General features: G+C 43.1%; 21 protein-coding genes. 14 read left to right on the forward strand and 7 right to left on the reverse strand.

Annotated features, from left to right (window positions below):
- Positions 1–15: 15 nt before the first annotated feature.
- Positions 16–510, reverse strand: coding sequence for a GNAT family N-acetyltransferase (locus ACOAOT_RS02495; protein ID WP_420215513.1), 495 nt, complete (start codon positions 508–510; stop codon positions 16–18).
- Positions 511–677: 167 nt separating this feature from the next.
- On the opposite strand from ACOAOT_RS02495, the gene hemA reads away from it, so the two are divergent.
- The 7 genes from hemA to ftsH all read left to right on the forward strand — a co-directional run bounded on the left by hemA (position 678) and on the right by ftsH (position 8,747).
- Complete coding sequence (hemA, locus tag ACOAOT_RS02500; protein WP_420215514.1) at positions 678–1,829, forward strand: glutamyl-tRNA reductase; 1,152 nt, start codon at positions 678–680, stop codon at positions 1,827–1,829.
- A 2-nt stretch (positions 1,830–1,831) separates the two neighbouring features.
- Complete coding sequence (locus tag ACOAOT_RS02505) at positions 1,832–2,473, forward strand: precorrin-2 dehydrogenase/sirohydrochlorin ferrochelatase family protein (protein ID WP_420215515.1); 642 nt, start codon at positions 1,832–1,834, stop codon at positions 2,471–2,473.
- Positions 2,463–3,362, forward strand: a complete 900-nt coding sequence (gene hemC / locus ACOAOT_RS02510; protein WP_420215516.1) for a hydroxymethylbilane synthase — start codon at positions 2,463–2,465, stop codon at positions 3,360–3,362. The genes ACOAOT_RS02505 and hemC overlap by 11 nt, the downstream gene beginning before the upstream one ends.
- A gap of 18 nt (positions 3,363–3,380) precedes the next feature.
- Positions 3,381–4,898 (forward strand): uroporphyrinogen-III C-methyltransferase, encoded by a 1,518-nt coding sequence (cobA, locus tag ACOAOT_RS02515; RefSeq protein ID WP_420215517.1) that lies wholly within the window; start codon positions 3,381–3,383, stop codon positions 4,896–4,898.
- A 6-nt stretch (positions 4,899–4,904) separates the two neighbouring features.
- Complete coding sequence (gene hemL, locus ACOAOT_RS02520; RefSeq protein ID WP_420215518.1) at positions 4,905–6,179, forward strand: glutamate-1-semialdehyde 2,1-aminomutase; 1,275 nt, start codon at positions 4,905–4,907, stop codon at positions 6,177–6,179.
- A 173-nt stretch (positions 6,180–6,352) separates the two neighbouring features.
- The gene (gene bilS / locus ACOAOT_RS02525; RefSeq protein ID WP_420215519.1) at positions 6,353–6,895 is read left to right on the forward strand and encodes a flavodoxin family protein BilS; all 543 of its coding nucleotides are present in this window, start codon (positions 6,353–6,355) and stop codon (positions 6,893–6,895) included.
- The gene (ftsH, locus tag ACOAOT_RS02530) at positions 6,879–8,747 is read left to right on the forward strand and encodes an ATP-dependent zinc metalloprotease FtsH (protein WP_420215520.1); all 1,869 of its coding nucleotides are present in this window, start codon (positions 6,879–6,881) and stop codon (positions 8,745–8,747) included. The genes bilS and ftsH overlap by 17 nt, the downstream gene beginning before the upstream one ends.
- A gap of 96 nt (positions 8,748–8,843) precedes the next feature.
- Here ftsH and ACOAOT_RS02535 read toward each other — a convergent pair whose 3' ends face one another.
- From ACOAOT_RS02535 to ACOAOT_RS02555, 5 genes are all read right to left on the reverse strand, one after another.
- On the reverse strand, positions 8,844–9,347 hold the full coding sequence (locus tag ACOAOT_RS02535; protein WP_420215521.1) for a GNAT family N-acetyltransferase: 504 nt from the start codon (positions 9,345–9,347) through the stop codon (positions 8,844–8,846).
- Positions 9,348–9,462: 115 nt separating this feature from the next.
- Complete coding sequence (locus ACOAOT_RS02540) at positions 9,463–12,045, reverse strand: ABC transporter permease (protein WP_420215522.1); 2,583 nt, start codon at positions 12,043–12,045, stop codon at positions 9,463–9,465.
- Positions 12,042–12,728: an ABC transporter ATP-binding protein gene (locus tag ACOAOT_RS02545; RefSeq protein ID WP_420215523.1), complete on the reverse strand. Its 687-nt coding sequence runs from the start codon at positions 12,726–12,728 to the stop codon at positions 12,042–12,044. The genes ACOAOT_RS02540 and ACOAOT_RS02545 overlap by 4 nt, the downstream gene beginning before the upstream one ends.
- A gap of 82 nt (positions 12,729–12,810) precedes the next feature.
- Positions 12,811–13,800: a sensor histidine kinase gene (locus ACOAOT_RS02550; RefSeq protein WP_420215524.1), complete on the reverse strand. Its 990-nt coding sequence runs from the start codon at positions 13,798–13,800 to the stop codon at positions 12,811–12,813.
- Positions 13,787–14,473, reverse strand: coding sequence for a response regulator (locus ACOAOT_RS02555; protein ID WP_420215525.1), 687 nt, complete (start codon positions 14,471–14,473; stop codon positions 13,787–13,789). The genes ACOAOT_RS02550 and ACOAOT_RS02555 overlap by 14 nt, the downstream gene beginning before the upstream one ends.
- A gap of 167 nt (positions 14,474–14,640) precedes the next feature.
- On the opposite strand from ACOAOT_RS02555, the gene ACOAOT_RS02560 reads away from it, so the two are divergent.
- Positions 14,641–15,258 carry an RNA polymerase sigma factor gene (locus ACOAOT_RS02560; protein ID WP_420215526.1) on the forward strand — a complete coding sequence of 206 codons (618 nt, stop codon included), beginning with the start codon at positions 14,641–14,643 and terminating at the stop codon, positions 15,256–15,258.
- Complete coding sequence (locus ACOAOT_RS02565; protein WP_420215527.1) at positions 15,251–16,024, forward strand: hypothetical protein; 774 nt, start codon at positions 15,251–15,253, stop codon at positions 16,022–16,024. The genes ACOAOT_RS02560 and ACOAOT_RS02565 overlap by 8 nt, the downstream gene beginning before the upstream one ends.
- Here ACOAOT_RS02565 and ACOAOT_RS02570 read toward each other — a convergent pair whose 3' ends face one another.
- Positions 16,025–16,972 (reverse strand): helix-turn-helix domain-containing protein, encoded by a 948-nt coding sequence (locus ACOAOT_RS02570; RefSeq protein WP_420215528.1) that lies wholly within the window; start codon positions 16,970–16,972, stop codon positions 16,025–16,027. It lies immediately after the preceding gene.
- 285 nt (positions 16,973–17,257) lie between these two features.
- On the opposite strand from ACOAOT_RS02570, the gene ACOAOT_RS02575 reads away from it, so the two are divergent.
- The 5 genes from ACOAOT_RS02575 (at position 17,258) to gnpA (ending at position 24,290) form a co-directional block, all read left to right on the forward strand.
- Positions 17,258–18,214, forward strand: coding sequence for an ABC transporter permease (locus ACOAOT_RS02575; RefSeq protein ID WP_420215529.1), 957 nt, complete (start codon positions 17,258–17,260; stop codon positions 18,212–18,214).
- Positions 18,215–18,226: 12 nt separating this feature from the next.
- Entirely contained in the window at positions 18,227–19,135 is a 909-nt protein-coding gene (locus tag ACOAOT_RS02580; RefSeq protein ID WP_420215530.1) for a carbohydrate ABC transporter permease, read from the forward strand.
- A gap of 32 nt (positions 19,136–19,167) precedes the next feature.
- Positions 19,168–20,841, forward strand: coding sequence for an extracellular solute-binding protein (locus ACOAOT_RS02585; RefSeq protein WP_420215531.1), 1,674 nt, complete (start codon positions 19,168–19,170; stop codon positions 20,839–20,841).
- Positions 20,842–20,923: 82 nt separating this feature from the next.
- Positions 20,924–22,141 (forward strand): rhamnogalacturonan acetylesterase, encoded by a 1,218-nt coding sequence (locus ACOAOT_RS02590; RefSeq protein WP_420215532.1) that lies wholly within the window; start codon positions 20,924–20,926, stop codon positions 22,139–22,141.
- The gene (gene gnpA / locus ACOAOT_RS02595; RefSeq protein WP_420215533.1) at positions 22,134–24,290 is read left to right on the forward strand and encodes a 1,3-beta-galactosyl-N-acetylhexosamine phosphorylase; all 2,157 of its coding nucleotides are present in this window, start codon (positions 22,134–22,136) and stop codon (positions 24,288–24,290) included. The genes ACOAOT_RS02590 and gnpA overlap by 8 nt, the downstream gene beginning before the upstream one ends.
- Positions 24,291–24,365: the final 75 nt, after the last annotated feature.

A 24,365-nucleotide genomic window follows, 5' to 3' on the forward strand; every position in this document is an offset into this window, starting at 1 on the left:
CAGGGGGATTTTTTATTACAAAAGTTTTGCCATATAATATTCATCAACCGATCTGCCATCTACAATCATGGAACGTTCTTTTTTCCCTTCTATGATAAATCCCATTTTTTCATACAAATGGCGTGCCTGTTCATTTTCAGCCATAACGGTCAGTTCCAGTCTTGTTATGCCATTTTCGCTGGCCCATTGTTCCATTTTTTGAAAAAGCATTGTCCCGTATCCGTGACCTCTGTAGTCTTTTAAGATTCCTATAACCAGATAGGCACTGTGGCGGATCCTTCGCGGTTCTCCCCTTAAAGCAGAAATAAAACCGGCTAATTCCCCTTCGTTTTCCAGTAATAGAAAAAGGGACCCGGATCTTTCCCACTGCTCAATTCTATGCTTCATATCATCGGCTGTTGCAGTCCGTTCTCCAGGTTCATACATCATGAAACTGGTTTCCGTATCCAGCTGTTTCAGCATTTTTACCAGAAGTTCAGAGTCTTCTGGTGTGACTGTTCTTATCTGCATCTGATTATTCCCCCATTCAAAAGTATTTCTCTTATTATACATGGCATCTGAAAAAATGCAATTGGAGTTTTAACACTCCATTGCCCTCAGTTTGGGGTTGTGGTAGAATAGGAAGGTGGTTTTGATTACGAGGTTTAGAGAAGAAAGCTGGAAAGAACATGTATTGTATGAGTGTGAGTTACAAAATGGCTCCGGTAAATATCAGAGAAAAATTAGCCTTCAGCACCAAAGAAAAGGCTGAATTAATAGAAAGACTGATGAGTAAGGACTCCATAACAGGCGTCGTCGTGCTTTGCACCTGTAACCGCAGTGAGATCTATGTTTCCGGATCAAAATATGCCATTGGAGAACTCCAGAGGGAAGCCGCCGGTATAAAAGACGTTCGTCTGGGAGAATTAATTAAATATTTAAATGTCTATCAGGAAGAGAGTGCCATCCGGCATTTATTTAAGGTTGCCTGTGGTTTCGATTCCATGGTTTTAGGGGAAGATGAGATTCTGGGACAGGTTCGGGAAGCTTATCAGTATTCCAAAGAATCAGGAGCTGCGGATTACGAACTGAATGTGCTGTTTCAGAAAGCGATGGCTGCGGCAAAGCGGATTAAAACAGATACCAGACTATCCAGAACCCCTCTTTCCATTGCAACTCTTGTGGCAAATGAAGTATTTCATTTCAACAATGAGGGAGAGTATAAAGATGTTATGGTAATTGGAATGACTGGGAAAATGGGGGGAACCATAACCAAGAATCTGCTAAGTAAGCCCGGCATCCGTGTAACAGGAACAGTTAGAACCCACTCCTCAGATCTGCTATTAAAGGTGGACAGCGACCGGATCAGGGAAGTGGATTACAAAGAACGCTACCAATATATGAATGATATGGATGTGGTGATCAGTGCAACTTTAGGACCTCACTATACCATAACCAGAGAAGAACTGGAAAAATGTATGAATTCGGATAAGAAACGGCTTTTTATTGATGTAGCCGTACCTGTTGATATGGACCCTGAGATCAGAGAGTATCCCGGACTTACATTATATGATATTGACTATTTTGAAACACTATCTAAGAACAATACCCAGATTAAGCTGAAAGAACTGGACTGCGCCAGAGAGATTATGGAAGAAGAACTTGACGGGGCATTAAAGGAAATTTTGTTTCATCCTTATATTTCCCAAATGGATGAATTAAAAGAAGCGTTGTCCGGCAAGCGGCTTGATACCCTTTTATACCGCATCCGGGATCATGTTACCAGTGAGGACTTAAAGGTTGTGCTTCGGACTTTAGATGGGTTAAAGGACTGGATGAGAGAGGAGTGACAATGGCTTATTTTCCGTTTTTTGTAGAGCTTGAAGGGAAAACGTGCCTGATAGTAGGCGGTGGAATGGTTGCTTACAGAAAAGCACTTGTGTTAAAGGACTTCGGACCTGAAATTACGGTGGTTGGTTTCGAGATGATTCCTCAGATGGAACAACTTGCTGCCGAATGTGATAAGACCATGACTCTCATCAGGCGGGGCTTTGAAGATACGGATATTGAACAGGCCGATTTTGTAATTGCCGCAACATCAGACGAAGAACTGAACAGGCACATATCTGTCATCTGCAGACAGCAGAAAATTCCAGTGAATGTGGTGGATGTACAGGAAGAATGCAGTTTTATATTCCCTGCACTGATTAAAGAAGAGGATATCGTTGTGGGAATATCCACAGGAGGCAGTTCTCCCACCATTGCCCAGTATTTAAAAAAACGCTTTAAAGAAGCAATTCCCAAAGGATTTGGTATGCTGGCTGGCCAGCTTGGTACCTACCGGGAACTGGTAAAGGAAAGAGTACCTTACCTTCCGGTCCGGACTGAGATCTTTAAAATTATGGTAAAAGAAGGAATCAGGCAGGGCGGAGTATTTACCAGAGAACAGGCCATAGAGCTGATAGAAAGGAAACTTGGGGAACATGAAGATTGATACAATACGCATTGGAACCAGAAAAAGTGCACTTGCTGTGGCACAGACCCAGCTGGTCTCCGATGCTTTGATAAAGGTTACTCCCGGACTTACCGTGCAGCTGATGAAAAGGCAGACAGAAGGAGACCGGATTCTCAATAAGCCGCTTTTGGAGTTTGGCGGAAAAGGAGTGTTTGTAACAGAGTTTGAAGATGCAATTTTACGGGGAGAGATTGATTTAGCTGTCCATAGCGCAAAGGATCTTCCCATGGATCTAAAAGGAGGTCTTGGAATTGTGGCAGTCCCCGCCCGTGAGGATCCAAGAGATGTACTCATAACCTTAAAAGGCACTGACCTAAATAAAAGGGAAGAGATTGTGATTGGCACTTCCAGCTTAAGAAGAAGGATTCAGATCGAAGAGATCGGAAGAACCTTATGGAAAGAAATTCCGGTCCGCTGTGAGAATTTAAGAGGGAATGTGCAGACACGTTTAAAACGGCTGGCTGATGGGGATTTTGATGGAATCATTCTTGCAGCAGCAGGATTGAACCGTCTGAATATTCAGTCAGATCCAGCCTTTGATTACCATTACTTCGACTGTGAGACCATGATTCCCGCCGGAGGACAGGGAATACTGGCGGTAGAAGGAAGAATTGGAATGGAAAACTGGCCGGAGATATGGCCAATTGAAAATAAAGAAGCCAGGCTATGTCTAACTCTGGAACGAAAGATATTAAAGCTATTAAATGCAGGATGTCATGAGCCGGTGGGGGTCTATTCCCGCATCGAGGAAGGACAGTTTGAGGTCTTTGGAATCAGAAGCAGAGACAGCCAGATAAAAAGAATCCATCTTAAGGGTAAAACAGAGGAACTGGACAGCCTGGCGGAAGAAGCTGCAAAGACACTTTAATTAAAAATGGAGGATGTCATGAAGAAAAATGGAGTGGTATACTTAGTCGGTGCTGGGCCGGGGGATCCCGGTCTCATCACCCAAAAAGGATTGAAGCGGCTTGGCAGCTGCGATGCGCTGGTTTATGACTCCCTTGCTTCGGATTATTTCCTCGATGAGGTACCGGACCATTGCAGAAAGATCTATGTAGGAAAGCGGGCAGGCGCCCATTCCATGAAGCAGGAAGAGATTAACCGGCTCTTAGTGGAGCTGGCAGGGGAAGGGTTAAATGTGGTTCGTTTAAAGGGAGGAGATCCCTTTGTTTTTGGACGGGGTGGAGAAGAGGTCATGGCGCTGACTGAGGCAGGAATCCCCTTTGAAGTAGTACCTGGGGTAACCTCTGCAGTGGCAGCGCTTTCCATGGCAGGAATTCCGGTGACTCACAGGGCAGTGAGCCGCAGCTTTCATGTAATGACAGGACATACCCTCTCTGAGAATGGAACCCTTCCGCCTGATTTCGATTCCTTTGCCAAACTCTCCGGAACTCTGGTTTTTTTAATGGGACTTTCCAATCTTTCCCTGATTGCTAATGGTCTTATTAAAAATGGAAAGCCGGAAGATACACCAGCTGCTGTGATTGAAAACGGAACCCTTCCGGAGCAGAGAATCATCCGTGGGACTTTGAACGATATTGAGAGCAGAGCAAAACAGGCAGAGATTAAAAGTCCTGCCATCATTGTGGCAGGAGACGTGGCAGCCCTGGATTTTTCTTCTACCCTGAATCTGCCTCTGAAGGGATGCAGGATTGGTATTACCGGAACTGAATCATTTACCGGAAGACTTCATCAGGAACTTGCAGAGCTTGGAGGAATGACAGACAGTGTATTGACTTTATCCATAGACTCTGATCGGTCAGGGGAAGCCATGAATGAAGCATATCAAAGGCTAAAAACCTACTCCTGGCTTATATTTACCAGCGCCAATGCAGTAAGAGAATTTTTCACCGGTCTTTTCGAAGGCGGTTATGATTTGCGCTCACTGGGATCCATAAGATTTGCAGTGGTAGGAAAAGGCACGGAAAATGAACTGGTTAAGTTTGGCTTTCATGCCGATTATATTCCTGAACGCTATCAGGTAACAGATCTTGCCAATGGTTTAAAAACCCTGCTGTCAAAAGAAGACCGGCTGCTCATACCCAGATCATCGGGCGGGTCGCCGGAACTGAACAGGGTTCTTGACGAGTCAGGGTTCTGTTACGATGATATTGTTTTATATGATGTGGCGTTAAAAAAAAGGGAACAGGATGGACTGGAGAATGTATTGCCCCCTCTTCATTATCTGACTTTTGCCAGTGCTTCCGGCGTAGATGCATTTTTTCAGGGGGAAAGAGAGAAAATCCTCGGTCTGCTTTCCGGTTTAAAGGTAGTCTGCATCGGTGATATCACAGCAAAAGCACTTTCCCGGTATGGAAGAGAAGCTGATTTAATTGCACCGGTTTACAGCGTATCAGGGCTGGCAGAAATCATTTGTCAGGACTGGTGTAAAGAAAAGGAGTAAATTATAATGAACACAGAAGAGTCAAAAAAACTATTTGAAGAATCCGGAAACTATTTCCCAGGCGGGGTCAACAGCCCTGTAAGAGCGTTTGGCTCTGTGGGGGGAGTTCCTGTATTTATAAAAAAAGCGGAAGGATCCCGTATCTATGATGAAGATGGGAACGAATACATTGATTATGTGAATTCCTGGGGACCCTGTATTCTGGGACATGGATATCAGCCAGTGGTAGAAGCGGTGAGAGAGGCATGCCTTTCCGGCTTATCCTATGGTGCACCTACGAGAAGAGAGCTGGAACTTGGAAAACTGATTACAGAATGTATTCCCTCCATGGAAATGATGCGAATGGTCAGCTCCGGAACGGAAGCTGTCATGAGTGCCATCCGCGCAGCAAGAGGCTTTACAGGGAGAGATAAAATTATTAAATTTAAGGGCTGCTATCACGGACATTCTGACGGTCTTTTAGTAAAGGCGGGTTCCGGAGCTCTGACAGGCAGCGCACCGGACAGCGCTGGAGTGCCTGAATCCTATACGAAACACACGCTGTTAGCCGGTTATAATCAGGAAGATACAGTGGAAGAACTGTTTCGTCAGTATCCCGGAGAGATTGCAGCCATTGTGGTAGAACCTGTGGCAGCAAATATGGGACTGGTAGCTCCAAAACCAGGCTTCCTTGCGTTTTTAAGAGACATTACAACCAGGTATGGAGCCCTTTTAATCTTTGATGAGGTAATCACAGGTTTTCGTATGGCTCTTGGGGGAGCTCAGGAATATTATCAGGTAAAACCGGATCTGACCACTCTTGGTAAGATTGCAGGAGGCGGCATGCCCATGGGTGTCTACGGCGGACGCAGAGAAATCATGGAAGTTGTATCGCCTCTTGGGAAAGTTTATCAGGCTGGAACATTATCCGGGAACCCCATTGCAACTGCGGCAGGAATTGCAACAATAAAAGCTCTGATGGACAGGACGGATATTTATTCCTCCCTGGAGAAAAAAGCGGATGCCCTGGTGCAGACTTTAAAGGAGGTTCTTCCAGACGCACAGGTGAACCAGGCAGGGTCCTTATTCAGCGTATTTTTTGCTGAGCATCCGGTGGTGGATTTTGAGTCTGCTTTAAAATCCGATACCCGGAAGTATGCAAAGTATTTTCACTATCTCCTTGAGCATGGCATCTACACAGCTCCTTCCCAGTTTGAAATTCTGTTTTTGTCAGCAGCTCATTCCCAGGAAGATATTGAACAGACGAAGAGAATTATGAAAGAAGCGGCGGCAAATTTATAATCAGAAATCCATTGAGGATGTTGCAGAAATTTATCTGTACCATCCTCTTTTTTTATTGTTATAAAAGAAGAAGTATAAATTCTAAAAGAACCATAAATTGTATTAACATTTACTTGAATCTATTGATAAATGTTTTGATTTGGTATATTTTATTGGTAGAGGAGGCGAAATATATGGACTATTTAGTTGTGTATACAAGTAAAACCGGAAATACTCAGAAGGTAGCCATGAAGATATTCGAAGCGCTTCCGGGTAAATCGAAGGATATTGTTAATCTGGAGGAATACCATGGAGAAGAAGCAGATACGTATTTTGTAGGATTCTGGAACAACAGGGGAATTTGTACAACAGAAGTAATTGATTTCCTCTCCGACCTCCATGGCAAACAGATCGCTTTGTTTGGTACCTGCGGAATATTTGAAAATAAAGAATATTTAAAGCAGGTGGAAAATCAGGTTTCTGTTTTTCTGCCGGAAGATAATGAATACCTTGGCTGCTATTTATGCGGAGGTAAGATGGGACCAAAAGTACTGGAGAAATGCAGACAGATGCAGGCTCAGCTTAATACTCCCCAGATCAGGGAGATGATTTTAGCATATGAAGATGCCATGCTCCATCCCAATAAAGAAGATTTAGACCAGGCAGGTATGTTTACAGAATCGGTGTTAAACCGGATTCAAAGGAAAAAGGAGGAGCAAGATGGGATTAAAAGATGATGGAGGTTCTGGAAAGAACCATAAAAAACCATTTATTTATTATTACATGATTGTATTGGTCCTGATGATTATATTTAATGCCCTGGCTGTACCGTGGCTTCAGTCGAAAGCTGTGACGGAGGTCCCCTACAGTACCTTTTTAGAGATGGTGGATCAGGGCAAGATTCAGGCAGTTGCCAAAACGGAAACGGAGATTCAGTTTAAATCTGATACAGGAAAGAAGGACTGGGAAGGAAAACCGGTCTACGCTGTTTACAAGACAGGTATCTGGCCGGATGAGACTTTGACAGAACGGCTGATTTCCCATAATGTTGAGTTTGAAAAAACCATTGTACAGCAGATGTCGCCCTTAATTTCCATTCTCTTAACCTGGATCGTTCCCATTCTGATTTTTGTATTTCTGGGTAACTTTTTATCCGGACAGATGCAGAAGAAGATGGGTGGAAATACCATGTCATTTGGTAAGTCCAATCCGAAGATTTATGCAGAATCTGAAACCGGAAAGAATTTCACTGATGTAGCAGGACAGGAAGAAGCCAAGGATGCATTAAAGGAAATTGTAGATTTTCTTCATAATCCAGGTAAATATGCCTCCATCGGAGCCTCACTTCCAAAAGGAGCCCTGCTTGTGGGCCCTCCCGGAACCGGTAAGACCCTTCTTGCCAAAGCGGTAGCAGGAGAAGCCCATGTTCCGTTTTTCTCCATATCCGGTTCTGAATTTGTGGAGATGTTTGTAGGTATGGGTGCTGCGAAAGTCAGGGATTTATTTAAACAGGCCAATGAAAAGGCTCCCTGTATCGTATTTATTGATGAGATTGATACCATTGGAAAGAAGCGTGACGGCGGTGGATTCTCCGGCAACGATGAGAGAGAACAGACCTTAAATCAGCTTCTGGCTGAGATGGATGGATTTGACGGTAAAAAAGGAGTTGTGATTCTGGCAGCTACCAACCGTCCAGATTCCTTAGACAAAGCACTGTTACGTCCCGGCCGTTTTGACCGCCGGATCCCGGTTGAATTGCCGGATTTAAATGGCAGGGAAGCCATTTTAAAGGTACATGGAAAAAATGTAAAGCTGTCTGATGACGTGGATTTTCACGCAATTGCACTTGCAACTTCAGGGGCAAGCGGAGCGGAACTGGCCAATATGATTAATGAGGCTGCATTAAGAGCCGTGCGTATGGGAAGAAAAACAGTGACTCAGATCGATTTAGAAGAAAGTGTGGAAGTGGTTATTGCCGGATATCAGAAAAAGGATGCCTCCGTCAATGTGGAAGAAAAGAAGATCATAGCTTACCACGAAGTAGGGCATGCCCTGGTTGCCGCGTCCCAGACCCACTCTGCACCTGTGCATAAGATTACTATTATTCCCAGAACATCTGGAGCTCTTGGATATACCATGCAGGTTGATGAAGAAGAACGCCATCTGCTGACAAAGGAAGCCGCGCTTAATAAAATTGCTACATTTACCGGAGGAAGGGCAGCAGAGGAGCTGATTTTCCAGACAGTTACAAGTGGTGCATCCAACGACATTGAACAGGCCACAAGAATAGCCAGGGCGATGGTCACCCGTTACGGTATGACCGATGAATTTGATATGGTTGCACTTGAGACAGTAACCAACCAGTATCTTGGCGGTGACACATCTCTTGCCTGTTCCCCAGACACTGCAAAGCGGATTGATGAAGCGGTGATTGGAATTGTGCGGCAGCAGCACCAGAAGGCTTATGAGATACTAAAGAGCAATCTGAACAAGCTCCATGAAATAGCTGAATATCTGTTGGAACGGGAAACCATTAGCGGAGAGGAGTTTATGGAGATATTTAAAAGAGAAGCTGTAAAAAGCTTATAAATCCATGATTGATCTGATAGAAGAGAGACAGAGGGAGTGTTGCAGATTTGCAACACTCCCTGATTATTTAACCCATTCAATGGAAACAACCTGTAATCAGGGTCTGATTAGAGAATACATTTTCATATCAATAATCTGCCCGTTTTTAACAGCATTGCTTCTAAGCACACCTTCACATAAAAATCCGTTTTTTTCAAGAATTCGGCAGGATGCAGTATTGTAAGCAAAGGGCTCTGCAAAAATTCGTATGATATCGGTATGTTCAAAAATGTATTTACAGGTTTGCTTAACCGCGTTGGTTCCAACTCCTCGTCCCCAAAAACTCTCTGCAATATAATAACCCAGTTCCGCAGTCTGACTGTGGATATTATCTTTGCGGTATACCCCGATACTTCCAATTGGAATATCTTCAACAGTGATTGCAAAGATATAGGTTTTATTTTCATCAGCCTGGAGCGTTGCTTGAATGAAATCTTCAGCATCTTTTTCCGTGTATGGATATGGCAAATCTCTTAGATTATCAAGAATTTTTTTGTTATTCAAAACTTCTGCAAGGGCTGTCGAGTCCTCTGTTTTCCACTTGCGAATACTACATTCCATACCTTTACCCTCCTATGACTATGATTATTAAACTTCATGTATAGAATACCATCTAACGTATTCACAATCAATATATTCTTCAAATGGTCAACAGAGGGTATCCTTATATAATCTATTAAGTCATATCATTTCGAAGTGCATCAATAATGTTCTCTTTTTTTATCTTCCCTATGGCATATAACATAGTAAGGAATACGATAAAGAGTACGCTAAATGCACTGATTACCATACTGCTGAAAGGAAATACAAACTTAAAATTCTCCGTCCGTTCTGCGATTACAAATCCTTTGTAAATCAGCCAGGATAGAAATCCAGCCATTGGAAGTCCCAGTAAAAGGGCCCGTATGCCATAAAAGATGCATTCAAATACCATCATTTTATTAAAAGACCGCTCTGACATTCCAATTGAGCGCAGCATGGCCAGTTCCCGTCTGCGCAGCCTGATATTTGTGGAGATAGTGTTGAACACATTGGCTATGGCTATCAGTGAAATCATAATGACAAAAACATACGTAAATACGTCCGTGACAAATGTAAGGCTGTGAAATTGCTCAAGTATTTCATATGCATTGTATAAATGGTATTGAGACGTAATTCCCTCACTTTGTATAATTGTTTCCATTTCCGCCACTGACTGTGAGGGAGTCTTCGATTGAAAGTTCATGCCTATGGCTAATGGACTATCCGGGATTATAAATTTCTCTTTAAGTGAATAAGGCGCTATCACCATAAAAACACAGAAATCTTTTTGAGACTGAGATGATTGTTTTGGTGGCGGATCAATGGGGTAGGTATCAACAAACGTAGTGTCTATATCCAGATTCTGTTCTGTTTTCTGGTTACCTTCTGTGCCGGCGGTAATCGGAAGGATCATGGAACGGCTTGTAAAAAGATCAAACACCTCATCTGGTTGGTTTGATCTGACATTCCGCTGTTTTGCAATGGCGATCATTTTCCCGTTTGGTCCGGTATATTCTTCTTCGGATAAACCTGACTGGTGAATAAAATCCAGATATTTGCTGTCTGCGATGAACTGAAGATCCAATGGAATATGAACCATTTCATCTGGATTGGTATAACCTTTATATTGACGGTACTGATCCGAAAGATCACCAGCTCTGACAGTGCAGGAATAAGGGCAGATGACCTGATAGGTGCTTTCATAAACACCGTCAGCAGTCTTTAGTCTGTTGTAAAGGGGAAGCATTTCGCTGTCATTCATTTCCTGAACGTCAAACAGAATGTCATAGTCAACATCCACCATAAACTGCTGCAGAAGACGTTTCAGAGTTGATCCAAAGGCATTGCCTGATACGAATAGTACGACGCTTAGAACAAGAGAAAGCACAATGCTGCGATAGCGTTTTTTGTTCCTTTTGAAATTTTTGAGAGCCAGAGTACCTTCCAGTCCGTAAATGCGACTGGATAGTTTTGATATTTTTACATCTTTTGAATGGATTTTCACCTCATTCGTCTGAAGAATATTCTCCATTACGGAAGATCCTGCCGCTTTTCTCGCTGGAATATAGGCTGAAATCAGGATGGTTATCAGACTGACAGCAGCGGAGGCAGCGATTGAAGCAGCGGATACCCACAAGGTCAGAGGTACAGTGCTGTAAAGGATATTTTTAAATTTCCCTGCGACAATGGGAAGGATCAAACCAATACTGCCAATTCCTGTAAGAATGCCAATGGGAATACCGACGGCACCGATGCAAAGACCTTCAAAGAGAACTGAATTTCGAAGTTGTTTTTCAGTTGCCCCCACCGACGCAAAAATCCCAAACTGGTGTGTACGTTCATTCAGGGAGATTTGAAAGGAGTTATAGATAAGAAGAACCGATCCAGTCATTATAATAGCAACCAGAATTCCCCCAACTGTATATAGAAGTGTGATGATCAGCCGGTTTTCCGATATGCCCATGAAACGCAGAATATAATCATTTAATAAGTAATCTTGTTTTCCGGCTTTGTCGCTTACATAAGCTTTCACTTGGCGCGGGTTTTTCAGTGTTACAAACAGGCTGAATCTGTCTGTGTTCTCTTTGCCGTCTGCTTTCGTTATCAGGGTGTATCCCGGAGCGGAATGCTCTTCGAATCCCGGACGCTGGCAGATTCCCACAACCCGATAGGTTTTCTTTGATCTGGGCACCAGGGTTTCTCCCCCAGTTCCTGAATGATAGGGGGTGTGCTGGCTGAGATTCCTGCTTCCATCCACGCGGTCTCCTATTTCAAGGGAAATCCTATCCCCAACCCGGAACCGGACACCTCCTTTTTCAGCAACGTGTGCCGGAACCAGAACCTCTCCGCTGTTTTCGGGAAGTCTGCCGGAGATCAGGTTTATGGGTAACGTATGAAATGCCTGGTCACTGAATCCTGCAATAAAAAGATAGGGCTTTTCCGGAGTCTTTGCTCCTTTCAGCACAGCGTAACCCATATTTTCCACTGTTGCAATGCCGCTAATTTCTTTATCGTCAGCCCGTTCCTGTATAAAAGTAGAATCTACATCAGAAAATTCAACATGCCAGTTTCCATGTTTTACAATGGAACTTCTTATGAGAAATTGAAGAAGAGAAGTGCTAAAGGCGGCGACTCCCGTAATCATGGCAGTGGATAAAACAACTCCGATAATCGTAACAATCGTTCTGGTACGGTTCTTTTTCATGCTTTGCAGAGTGGCTTTGTTTAATATATTCATGGCTGCACCACCCTTTGATCCCGTGTTACCTTGCCGTCAGATATCCCGATAATACGATCTGCCTGCAATGCGATATTTTCGTCGTGTGTGACAAGTATCAATGTCTGCCCATACTTTTTATTGCTTTCTTTCAGCAGTTTTATAATTTCATGCCCATTGCGGCTGTCCAGACTGCCGGTGGGTTCGTCGGCAAGCATGACAGCCGGGGCATTCATCAGGGCGCGTCCGATGGAAACCCGCTGCTGCTGCCCGCCAGACAGCTGATTGGGTAAATGGTTTTTGCGGTCCCATAGTCCAAGCATATGAAGAAGGTCATGGAGCCGCTCCTCATTGACAGACCGTTTATCCATCAGGACAGGCAGTGTAATGTTCTCCACCACATTGAGTGTAGGAATGAGGTTATGAAACTGATAAATCAGACCTACCTGACGCCTGCGGAAGATAGCCAGTTTTTCATTGTTCTGGGCGTATACATCCTGTCCATCTAAATATATCTTACCGCTTGTGGGTACATCCACACCCCCAATGATATGAAGCAATGTGGATTTACCGGAACCGGAGGAACCGATAATAGCTGTAAATCCCCCTTTTTCAATGGTAAGAGAAACATGATCCAGTGCGGTAACCTGACTGTCACCTTTCCCGTAAACCTTGCAGAGATTTTCGATTTTTAAGAACTCCATTCTGTGAGTCTCCTTTCCTATGGCTTACCCATAGAATAGAACTTTCTGCTTACATCCCGGTGACTTTTTGGTGAGAGATTCGTCACTTTGGTAAACGAATAGTGAAAACAGCGCCTCCCTGGGGATGGTTTTTAGCGGTTATGGTTCCTTCGTGTCCGGTTATAATCATCTGGCAGAGAGAAAGACCGATCCCGTATCCGCCGGCGTTCTGTTTTTTCCCCTGGTAAAACCGGTCAAAAATACAGGGTAAATCCTCTTCTTTAAAACCATTCCCGCTGTCATGGATTACAATCTCAGTAAAGAGCGGAGTATCTGTACCGTTAATCTCAAGTTTCCCTGTTTCGCCAGTACTTTCTAAACAATTTTTTAAAATGTTTTGCAGCGCCTGCAAAAGCCAGTTAAAATCCCCATAGATGATGAACCCGCCTGTTACATTGATTTGCAAATCAATCTGATGCAGTTCCATTTGAATGAGAAAAGGGTGTACGGCAGCATGGATTAAAGAGTTTACATCTACAGGATCATGCAGAAATACTATGATTCCTGCATCTAAACGGGATAATTTTAACAGGGTGGTAATGAGCCAGTCCATCCGTACAAGCAAATCTTCCATTTCACGAAGCAGCCGCTTTCTCTGATCTTCATCCGGGTTATTTTCAAGCAATGACAGAATGAGATTGATAGATGTTAGAGGGGTTTTCAGCTGGTGGGCAATATCCGCCAGTGAATCTGCAAGATGTTTCTTTTCTGTTTTTAAAGCCTCATTCTGCTCCCGGATGCGCAGCGTCATTTTACCTATCTCACTGCGCAGTATGGAAAGCTCCCCCTCGTCCAATTCTCCAATATAGAGATGATCAGCATTATGAAGTATCAGGTCGATTTCATTGGAAATGCGGGCAATATTTTTGTATCTGGCTTTTGTAAAGGCAAAAAATACAGTACCAAAGGCAGCAGAAGAAGAGACTGCAAGAACTCCTGCTGCAGTACTGATTGCAAATCCCAGAATCACTGTGATGCCCGCCATGACCGAGAACAATATGGCAAACTGCCGAAACTCCTTATTCCGAAGCATTGCCGTCCCCCAATCGATACCCTGTCCCCCGGACAGTCGTAATAATCTGTGGGTTAGCCGGATCGTCCCCGATCTTCAGCCGCAATCGTTTGATGTATACAGTCAGTGTATTGTCATTGACATATTCGCCCGCAGCGTCCCACAATTCGTCTAACAGCATACCCCTTGTAATAATATTTTTTGGATTGTTTAAAAACACCAGGAGCAGACGGTATTCCAAAGCAGACAGAAAGATTTCCATACCGTTTTTTCTTACAATACCACTGGCCGTATCCACATGGAGTCCTCCAATCTCAAACGCAGATCCGGTACGCCCGTTTTTACGCAGGGCAGTTCTGATCCGTGCGATTAATTCACGGGGGCGAAACGGTTTTGTGATATAGTCATCTGCACCGATATTGAGCCCGGTAACCACACTGGCTTCATCCTGGCAGGCTGTCAGAAATATTACAGGTATATGAAGGGTTTCCCTGATCTGTGTACATACAATAAATCCATTTCCATCAGGCAGTGAAATATCAATGAGCGCCAGATCAAATTTATTCTGGACAAGTGCGGCAAGAGCCTCTCCCTGGGTAGAAGCATGGGTGACTGTAAATCCTTCCGAACTCAGCAAAAGCATAAGGTTTTTAGCGATTGCCTTATCGTCTTCCACTAAAAATATACGGGGCATTCGTCTATCCTCCGATTTTTCATTATTGACACTATTACGCCCTATTATATTTCTTTTGACTGGCAGTTACAAGCCGAAGTATAATTTATAAATAAAAAAATGAACCAATCCGGGTCATTAGGACTCTAAGTATATAGATGCATCTAAAAAAGGAAAGGAAACAGGTTATGAACGAAGAAAAGAAGGCTTTGGTGGAACTCATGCTTGGCGGAAGCGAAGCTGCATTTGACGAGTTATACCGTTCCTCTTCCAAAAAGCTGTACCGTATGGCGTATTTTATCACTGGAAACCGGTCTGACAGTGAGGACATCCTGCAGGAGACCTTTGTAAAATGCTTTCTTCACAGAGACAAATTACGAGAACCGGAGCGATTTGAATCCTGGCTCTATCAGATTCTGGTGAGAACTGCCTGGCGGGTGGAAAAAAGGAAGAAAAGCAGGTCGGAGCTCTCATTTGAAGGGATACTGGATCAGGAGGAAGATCATATAAGAGGGGATTGGATTGAAGAGGATGAAAGGGGGAAAGGTCCCCTGGTAGTGGTTTTAGAAGCTGAAACAGCTGGGCAGATCCGTGAAGCCCTTAGAAAACTTGATGTCAAATACCGTACAGTGATTCTGTTATATTATTACAATGAGCTAAGTACTAAAGAAATTGCCAGGGTTACAGGAACCATGGAAGGCACGGTGAAATCACGCCTGTTCAAAGCAAGAAAGCTCTTAAAGGGAATTCTGGAAGCGGAAGACAACCTGGAAGGAGAACAGGAAAGGGGGATTTGTCATGGCTAGAACCTCAGAAGAACAGTTAAAACGTTTTATCAATACAGAACTGGATTCCATAACTCCGGATATGGACGAAGAACGGCGGCTATTGGAAATCCATAAAAAATTAAATAAAAGGAGTAATTTTATGAAATTTCGAAAAAATAAATTTGCAGTGGCATTGACAGCAATATTGGTAATTACCGTGTTGGGAACGGTTACGGCAGTTGCGGCAGGTAAAATCACAGGCCTTATCAGTGAAAATGATAAAAATACTCAATCCATAGTGGAATTACGTGAATTATCTAAAACTCAAATGAAAGCATCTCCAAAGCTTCCTGATAGTTTTAAGAATGGTATGGCATTTGCAAATGGCAATCTTTCAAAGGTAAAGGGAGTGGATGAAAATAACAATCAGATGATGACCTATTCAGAAGCATATGCGGAATATGGTGAGAATCCGCAGGTAACCCTGACCGCCCATGTGCACATGGATGAAATCTCCGAAGAAAATGAACCAGGACAGAAAGAGGTCTATCAGGGTGTTGAACTGAATTCCTCACAAGTACAGTACTTGTTTCTTCCAGAGGGGCAGGAGCCTTCTGAGAAAGATAAAAAACTTCAGGATGAAGGAAAACTGGCGATCAGCTATGGATCTGATCAGGAAGAACGATTATTGTTTAAATCAGTAACCTGGTCAGAGAATGGAATTGATTATCTTCTGTTTTCATCTGATAATGTGGAATTAAATTCTCTGACCGCCATGGCAAAGGAAGTCATAGATATAAAATAATTATTTATTCTTTAAAACCTCCGCATACATCCAGCCATTGTATTTAAACAGAGACTGGTCCTTCAAAATAGACATTTGTTTTCGCCAGTCTCTGGGAGTCTCTCCCATGATGGCAAGAAAATGCCGGTTAAAGCTTGAGATGGAGTGAAACCCCACCCGCTCAGAAATGTTTAAAACGGATTCCTCAGTCATGCGGAGTAAATCCGAAGCTTTTCTGATACGGGTGGTATTTAAATATTCTAAGGGCCGATTTCCCATAATCGAAGAAAACAGCCTTCTAAAATGAGCGGGGCTTAGGCTGCATAAGTCAGCAAGCTGCTCCATGGGAAAGTCTTCCATATAATGATACCGGATAAAGTCCAGAGCCGGAGCAATGACCAGCGCATTTTCAGGCGTCTGGTCTTTTTTCTTATGGTTTAAGGTTGCAGCTCTCATAAGATTGGTAGCCAGTGCCAGAAACAGCCCGCGGACTGCAATCTCATAACCCCGTTCCTGTTTTTTCATCTCTTCTATTATTTCAGTGACAATGGAATAAATAACCGGATAATTTATTTTTCCCATAATCAGATTTAAATGATGATCCAGAAATGAGAAGAGTTCAACATTATGAAGATCTGCACCAGAAAAAAATGGGTGGAGCAGTTCGCCCATATCAACAAACAAATAAGACCATTTGCTGTTGGTTCCGGGTGCGCTGAATGTGGTGTGCGGAATGTCACAAGATATGGCAGTGACATCTCCAGCGTAAAAGGAATAAATGGTATCTTCAAATTTAATGGTTCCACTGTCCGTCTCGCACAGCCCGATTTCCAGGCAATTATGTATATGAAGCCGTCGCGAGGGAACATCGGAGATGCGCCAATGATCCCCAGTCAGAAGAAGTACAGGAAAATGAGCCGGTAGATCATAATCCCTGAATTCAATAACAGTCTTTTTCTTTTTAGACATTTATCCCAGATACCTCCTTCTTTTACTCCTATAATTATACATGATATCTAATTCTTATTTCAATCAATAATCTTCAAATAATTACCCGATATAATAACAAATCAGACCTTAACCCAATAAAGTATGAAAGAATTCCCCCAAAATGGTGAAATAAGGCCATAACTCTTTTTGCCCCATAATTATAAATGATTGAAAATGCATAGTTTATAGATTGATTTGATTGGAAACGAAATTGTGCATTTTTTATAATATAGTTATAGAAAATTACGGAGATGGGGGGATTTTATGGTGAAATCTGAAATACAGGCGGGCTATGATTTCAATAAGCAGAAAAAAAAGAATCGGTATCTTCGCTATTTACAGCGGGACTGGCAGCTATATGTACTTATGGTTCTTCCAATGCTTTTCATACTGGTTTTTAAATTCCTGCCATACAGCGGTCTGTCCATAGCATTTAAGGATTACAAGGTGGCAAAGGGGTATGCCGGAAGTTCCTGGGTGGGATTTTCCATCTTTCATAAGGTTTTTGGAAAACGGGATTTTGGTCAGGCATTAACCAACACTTTGTTGTTGAATATCCTGGATCTGGTATTTGGTTTCCCTATGCCGATTATTTTGGCGCTTATCCTCAATGAAATCAAAAACAGATACTTTAAAAGTATGATGCAGACACTTTTGTATTTACCTCATTTTTTGTCCTGGGTCATTATTGGAGGAATCGGTTATTCCATGTTCTCAGTCAGCAGCGGTGTGGTAAATGTTCTCATAAAGAATGCCGGTCACAGTCCGGTTCCGTTTCTACAGGAGAATACCTGGTGGCTGATCAGTTATGTGCTCATTGGTGTTTGGCAGTCCATGGGCTGGGGAACCATTATTTATCTGGCCGCAATCACCGGTGTGAATTCTGAGCTTTATGAAGCAGCAAGAGTGGATGGTGCCGGAAGGCTAAAACAGTGTATTCACGTAACACTTCCCTGCATACGAAGCACCATTGTAACACTGTTGATTATGAATCTTGGTAAGCTGATGGGTGGATCCTTTGAACGGGTATTTGCTCTGGCCAATGCCAAGGCGACACAATATACCACTACCATTCCGGTTTTGGTGTACCGGTGGGGAATTGAGAGCGGAAAATTCAGCGAAGCAACTGCACTGGGGCTTTTTCAGTCCGTAATTGGTCTGGCCCTTGTGGTGGCAGCTGATCTCATAGCCAAACGGCTGGGTGAAGATGGTCTGATATAAGGAGGGGAAACGATGAATCAATATAAAAAGCCCTGGGCATGGAACAGGACCAGAAAAAAGGATTTTGTGGTTGATGTATTTTTTCATATCCTGCTCATTGCAATTTCGATGACGTGTCTGCTTCCGTTCATCCATATATTTGCTAAGTCTGTCAGCAGAGAAGCATATGTAATTGCAAATAAGATCTTTCTGGTGCCAAAAGGAATCAATTTTGATGCTTACAGAAAAGTTTTACAGGATACATCGATTGTAAGATCTTTATATGTCTCCGTAATCGTAACGGTTACTTTCACTGCAATCGGGATATTTCTTACCATAAGCGCTGCCTACGCTCTAAGCCGGGTTCAGCTAAAGGGCAGAAAAATCATGACATTTTTAATTATGTTCACCATGTATTTTACAGCCGGGACCATACCGGATTACTTACTGATGAACGATCTGCACATGCTGGATACCTGGTGGTGCATGATTTTACCTTTGTCTTTTGCAGCCTATAATTTTCTGATTATGAAAAATAACTTTAAGGCCTCCATACCAGACAGTCTGATCGAGTCAGCCTTAATAGACGGTGCCAGCCATTTTAAAATTTTAAGCTATATTGTGGTGCCGCTTTCCAAACCCATTATAGCGACAATTTCTTTGTTTTACGCGGTAGGACGGTGGAATGCTTATTCCGATGCATTGTTTTATATCAAGCAAAGGGTGGATTTACGCCCGCTTCAGTTAAAACTTTATTATCTGGTGGTTGCAGCCAGTGAATCCTTTAAAGCAGAGGGAGGACTAACGGCAGGTCAGATCACCAATCCGGAGGTTTTAAAGGCTTCCTGTATTATTTTTGCAACATTGCCTATTATCTGTATCTATCCCTTTATACAAAAATATTTTGTACAGGGAACCATGATAGGTGCAGTAAAAGGCTGATGATAATGGTAAGAAAGAAAAGGAGGATATTCATGAGGAAAAGGATGAATTTAAAAAGGGCAGCGGCGTGGGGGACTATTTTTGCAATGACAGCAGGGCTGATGTCCGGATGCAGTACCAAAAAGGATGCGTTTGAATCCGTGGAAGAGAAAAAAATAGAAGAAACGGCTCAGGCGTCAGAAGCCCCATCAAAAACGGAGGGAAAAAGTTACACAGATTATTCCAAGGGCTTTCCAGAGAAGGTAACCATCAAGATCCCTGTGTATGACAGAGGGTTCGAAGGCTGGGATCCCGCAAATAATTATTACACCAACTGGATTCAAAAGGAATTTGGCGATAAATACAACGTGACAGTCCAGTACGTGGCAATCAACAGGCAGAAAGAGATTGCAGATTACATGCAGATGATCGCTGCCGGCAATGCCCCTGATATCATTTTTCATTATGACATGCCCCAGGCGGTAAACTACAATTCTGAGGGAGCCATGCAGGAACTGGACCTTGATGAAATAAAATACTATGCACCCGACTATTATAAGAATGCAGAAAAAATAATCAGTCAATACGGAAAACTGGATGGGAAGAATACATTCTTCTTTGCACAGAGAAATCCTATTTATTATAACTGGGTGACTCTTATCCGGCAGGACTGGCTGGATAAAGTTGGAAAACAAAAACCTGCCACAAGAGAGGAACTTGGGGAGGCAGCCAAAGCGTGGAAGGAAGCCGGGCTTGGCAAGCTGGGAGCCCAGATCGTGAATAAGAGCTATACCTACGAATATCCATTTATCAGCTCTTCACCAGATAAAAAAGAATTGAATCTTTATCTGGATCTGAATGTTGCCCCTCTTACCTGGAGTGCGACAAAAGCTTACTTAAAGACCATGAATCAGGAATTTAATGATGGTATCCTTGATCCCGAGTTTTACTTAAATGCGGATGATGCAGCATGGAAAGCCGACTTTGTTGCTGGAAATGTAGGAACCTATTCCTTCTATATTTCTTCAAACACAGATGTGATAAGCAGTTTAAAGGCAAACGATCCGGGTGCAGAAGTTTCCGTTTTAAATCCTACAGCCCTGTCACCCAAAGACAGCCATCCCTATTATTATAAATATCCTCCGTACGGAATGGTAATGGGAATCAACTCTAAAACAGATGAAAAACAAAGAGCAGCAGTCTGGATGTTTTTAAACTGGATGTCCCAGCCTGAAAATCTATTCTATTTACAAAATGGTGTGGAGGGCGCCAATTATACTTTGGATTCCGATAAAATTGCAGTACCTGTTAAGGATTTCAAGGGAGAATCCAAGCTGTCCAACAATAACAACAAGGATTACTGGTGTCTGGTTACTGAGATGACTGACTACGGCGATGAGGCAAAAAATCTGAAAGCCAATACCAGGATGTTAGCTCCGGCTGGATATGAAGACCTGGTGAAACAATCCTATGATTATGCCAAGGAAGTGGAACAGTATGGACTGATCAGTCCGATTTTCACCAAGAGTGTTGCATCAACAGGTGAATATGCGGCAGACTTAACTGCCATGTGGCAGGAATTTTATGTAGATATGATTACCTGCAAACCGGAGGAACTGGATGCGAAGTATGAAGCGTATTGTAAAGAATATTTAGACAACGGATATCAGGAAATTCTGGATGAAAAACAGAAGCTGATTGATTCCGGTGATTTTATCGCTCAATAAGAACATGGGGCTGTTGCGGATCTGGCAGCAGCCCTTTCTTAAAAAGCGGGTGATCAATCATCTGCGGGTAAAAGGAGTTATTATGACACAATATTTTTTTTATGAGACAGAGGACAGAAATTCCACTGGAATTCATGTAGAACCATCCCGGTATTATAAATCCGGCGGAGGGTTTGGCTTTTCTTATTCATGCAGACTGCCCGAGCTTAATACCGGATTTATTCCTGGTCCGGAGGTTCTGAAGGAAATTGAAGTAAAACAGGATCAGAATGGCTGCTATGTTGATTCCAAAGCAGCATTTTTCCCCTTATCGTTCCAGGCAGATGTAAAGCAGCAGGGAAAATATCTCATGACGATTACCCTTTATTCGGAGGAAGAGGAAAAAGAGGTACTCTTGTTTGTGGGCAGGAGGCAGCTGGTCTGGCGGGGCAGCTTAAAAGCCCAGGAAGAATGGTGTCAATCCTTTCCTGTTACCATTACGGATTTTATACCTAGAGGAGAAACCGAACGGTTTCGGGATGGGGCTGTAAAAGTGACGGTAATCAGCCGGTCAGTCCGTTTAAAAAAGCTGGACATAAAAAAATGGAAGGGAAGGACGATCTATCTGGCGGGTGATTCTACTGTGACTGATCAGACTGCCGATTATCCTTATAAACCTGCAGAGAGTTATGGGGGCTGGGGTCAGATGCTTCCAGCATTTCTAAACGGCGCTTATGCGGTTTCCAATCATGCACACTCCGGTCTTACTACAGAAAGCTTCCGGACAGAGGAGCATTATAAGATTCTGATGGAGAATATCAGTGAAGGAGACATCTGCCTGTTTCAGTTTGGTCATAATGACCAGAAACTTGATCATCTGGGGGCAGCAGAGGGTTACCGGAATAACCTGATCCGGTATATGGGAGAAATCCGGAAAAAGGGAGTCATTCCCGTATTCATCACACCCCTTGCCAGAAACAGCTGGCTGGAAAATGGAAAAATTTACGACGACCGATTAAAAGAATATGGAAAAGAGGTTATAGAGCTTTCAAAAAATATGGAAGTACCAGTAGTGGATCTCCATGAGATGAGTATGGAATTTATAAAAGAACATGGTCTTCACCAGTCTGGACAATGGTTTTATCCCTCAGATTATACGCATACCAATGATTACGGTGCGTGGAAAATGGCTGGCTTTGTATGGAAGGGATTAATCAAATCAGGTGTGATATCATCGGGCGAAAAGAAAATTCCTGTATGGGAGCCCCCAAAAGGGAATGTCCGGTTATTAATAAATAAAGAGGAGAACATTTATGAGTGAGACAGAAAAAGGAAGTTTTACCCTTCCCGGAGAATCCGGCTATGAAGAATTAACCCTGCAGCTTGCAAAACGCTGGGGCGCAGATATGATACGTGACAGTGATGGAACGGTACTTTCTGATGAGCTGATCAATGCAGGATATGGAATTTACTCCACAATCTGTCTGATTCGGGATCACAATGAATGGGCAAACGCTTATCCCGAGCAGCTTCAGCAGACTTTTTTAATCACAGAGCCAAGATCAGCAACCGGTGAAACTCTGGAGATTTCTCTGCTGAAAGATTTTTATAAGGAACAGTTTCGTATCAATGAAAGCCCTGAATCCATAAAATACTGGCAGGTATATGACCGAACGTCTAATATCGAGTTAAGCAGAGATTCCTGGAGCTATGATCCTCTGACCCAGTCAGTGACAATCAGGGATATTGTGCCTTTTCATCAATATACCGTGAATTTTCTGGCGTATCGGATATGGGAAGAGATCTCCATGTATAATCATGTGACCAATCACTGGGAGAAAGAACACCTGATGCCTCTGGACCCAAGGCACGAGGAAACAAGAAACTATCTATACAAGTGGCTTAAGATATGGTGTGAGGAGCATCCTGCCACAACAGTGGTGCGTTTTACCTCTCTCTTTTACAACTTTGTCTGGATGTGGGGAAGCAGTGAGAGAAAACGAAATCTGTTCAGTGACTGGGGCTCCTATGATTTTACGGTAAGCCCGGCAGCGCTGAAAGAATTTGAAGAGGAATACGGTTATGGACTGGTTTCCGAGGACTTTATTAATCAGGGGAAATTTCATGTAACCCATATGCCGCCTGGAAGACGTCAGCTTGATTACATGGAATTTATTAACCGCTTTGTGGTGGATTATGGAAAGCAGCTGGTAGAGCTGGTTCACAGCTTTGGAAAGCAGGCCTGCGTCTTTTATGATGACAGCTGGATCGGTCTGGAGCCCTATCACAGCAGGTTTAAAGAGTTTGGTTTTGACGGACTTATTAAATGTGTATTTTCCGGCTATGAGGCAAGACTTTGTGCGGGCGTACCGGTTAAAACCCACGAGCTGAGGCTTCACCCCTATCTGTTTCCTGTGGGGCTAAACGGAACGCCTACATTTGCGCCAGGAGGCAATCCAACAAAGGATGCCCTCGAATACTGGAACAGAGTCAGGCGCGCACTCCTGCGCCAGAAGATTGACCGGATCGGTCTTGGCGGATATCTTCATCTGACTGCCGATTATCCGGATTTTTGCAGCTGTATAGAGAAAATAGCAGATGAATTCCGTACCTTTAAGGGATTGCATGAAGCAGGAGAAGTGTATACACTTCCCATAAAAACAGCGGTTGTCCATGCCTGGGGGAAATTAAGGTCGTGGACTTTATCGGGACATTTTCACGAAACCTATATGCATGATCTCATCCACATAAATGAAGCCTTATCGGGGCTTCCATTGCAGGTTGAGTTTATAAGCTTTGAAGACATTAAAAATGGGGCATTAAATCATGTGGATGTTCTTATCAATGCAGGGGCGTACGGGACTGCCTGGAGTGGAGGGGATGCCTGGAAAGAGGATGAGATTGTGGATGAAACAGCCCGGTTTGTTCACAATGGAGGTGTATTTCTGGGAGTGAATGAACCTTCTGCGGCAGACGGATATCAGACTTTTTTCCGCATGTCACAGGTACTGGGAATTGATCAGGATACAGGTGCCAGAGTATGCCACGGGCGCATGGAATATAAGATAGAAACAATTCCCGGACTGATTCCAAAGGGAGCCCGGATAAAGGGCAAAAAAGGCTTGTACTTAACGGATCAGGAAACCTCTGTCCTGGCAGAGGAAAATAATGTCCCGTCCATTACGTATCATCCATTCGGGACGGGAGTCGGAATTTATTTAAGCAGCTTTTCTTTTAATAATATCAATACAAGAATGCTGTTAAATCTCATCCTTTACAGCAGAAACAGGAAACTGGATCAGAACTACCTTACGGATAATCCAGAGACGGAATGTGCCTGGTATCCGGATTGCCGGACACTTGTAATTGTCAATAACAGTGAGATCCCCCAGACTGCATCTGTTAAAACGGAGTATTCCGTAGTAAAAACTGTACTCGCTCCTTATGAAACCATAATAAAAGTAATGTGATCCAATTGAAATAAAAGTACAAATGAAATTGGTCAATTGTTATGAAAAATAACAAAAAAACATTACAATTATTGT

This window comes from Lacrimispora struthionigena (assembly GCF_048627165.1).
In the GTDB taxonomy this organism is placed as follows: Bacteria; Bacillota; Clostridia; order Lachnospirales; family Lachnospiraceae; genus Lacrimispora.

Coding starts and splice junctions, on each gene's coding strand:
- ACOAOT_RS02545 (WP_420215523.1), bottom strand. CDS start 12,728: ATGGAGTTCTTAAAAATCGAAAATCTCTGCAAGGTTTACGGGAAAGGT.
- ACOAOT_RS02560 (WP_420215526.1), top strand. CDS start 14,641: ATGAACGAAGAAAAGAAGGCTTTGGTGGAACTCATGCTTGGCGGAAGC.
- ACOAOT_RS02580 (WP_420215530.1), top strand. CDS start 18,227: ATGAATCAATATAAAAAGCCCTGGGCATGGAACAGGACCAGAAAAAAG.
- ACOAOT_RS02585 (WP_420215531.1), top strand. CDS start 19,168: ATGAGGAAAAGGATGAATTTAAAAAGGGCAGCGGCGTGGGGGACTATT.
- ACOAOT_RS02575 (WP_420215529.1), top strand. CDS start 17,258: ATGGTGAAATCTGAAATACAGGCGGGCTATGATTTCAATAAGCAGAAA.
- ACOAOT_RS02570 (WP_420215528.1), bottom strand. CDS start 16,972: ATGTCTAAAAAGAAAAAGACTGTTATTGAATTCAGGGATTATGATCTA.
- hemL (WP_420215518.1), top strand. CDS start 4,905: ATGAACACAGAAGAGTCAAAAAAACTATTTGAAGAATCCGGAAACTAT.
- ACOAOT_RS02555 (WP_420215525.1), bottom strand. CDS start 14,473: ATGCCCCGTATATTTTTAGTGGAAGACGATAAGGCAATCGCTAAAAAC.
- gnpA (WP_420215533.1), top strand. CDS start 22,134: ATGAGTGAGACAGAAAAAGGAAGTTTTACCCTTCCCGGAGAATCCGGC.
- ACOAOT_RS02505 (WP_420215515.1), top strand. CDS start 1,832: ATGGCTTATTTTCCGTTTTTTGTAGAGCTTGAAGGGAAAACGTGCCTG.
- ACOAOT_RS02565 (WP_420215527.1), top strand. CDS start 15,251: ATGGCTAGAACCTCAGAAGAACAGTTAAAACGTTTTATCAATACAGAA.
- ftsH (WP_420215520.1), top strand. CDS start 6,879: ATGGGATTAAAAGATGATGGAGGTTCTGGAAAGAACCATAAAAAACCA.
- ACOAOT_RS02495 (WP_420215513.1), bottom strand. CDS start 510: ATGCAGATAAGAACAGTCACACCAGAAGACTCTGAACTTCTGGTAAAA.
- hemC (WP_420215516.1), top strand. CDS start 2,463: ATGAAGATTGATACAATACGCATTGGAACCAGAAAAAGTGCACTTGCT.
- ACOAOT_RS02535 (WP_420215521.1), bottom strand. CDS start 9,347: ATGGAATGTAGTATTCGCAAGTGGAAAACAGAGGACTCGACAGCCCTT.
- cobA (WP_420215517.1), top strand. CDS start 3,381: ATGAAGAAAAATGGAGTGGTATACTTAGTCGGTGCTGGGCCGGGGGAT.
- ACOAOT_RS02550 (WP_420215524.1), bottom strand. CDS start 13,800: ATGCTTCGGAATAAGGAGTTTCGGCAGTTTGCCATATTGTTCTCGGTC.
- ACOAOT_RS02590 (WP_420215532.1), top strand. CDS start 20,924: ATGACACAATATTTTTTTTATGAGACAGAGGACAGAAATTCCACTGGA.
- ACOAOT_RS02540 (WP_420215522.1), bottom strand. CDS start 12,045: ATGAATATATTAAACAAAGCCACTCTGCAAAGCATGAAAAAGAACCGT.
- hemA (WP_420215514.1), top strand. CDS start 678: ATGAGTGTGAGTTACAAAATGGCTCCGGTAAATATCAGAGAAAAATTA.
- bilS (WP_420215519.1), top strand. CDS start 6,353: ATGGACTATTTAGTTGTGTATACAAGTAAAACCGGAAATACTCAGAAG.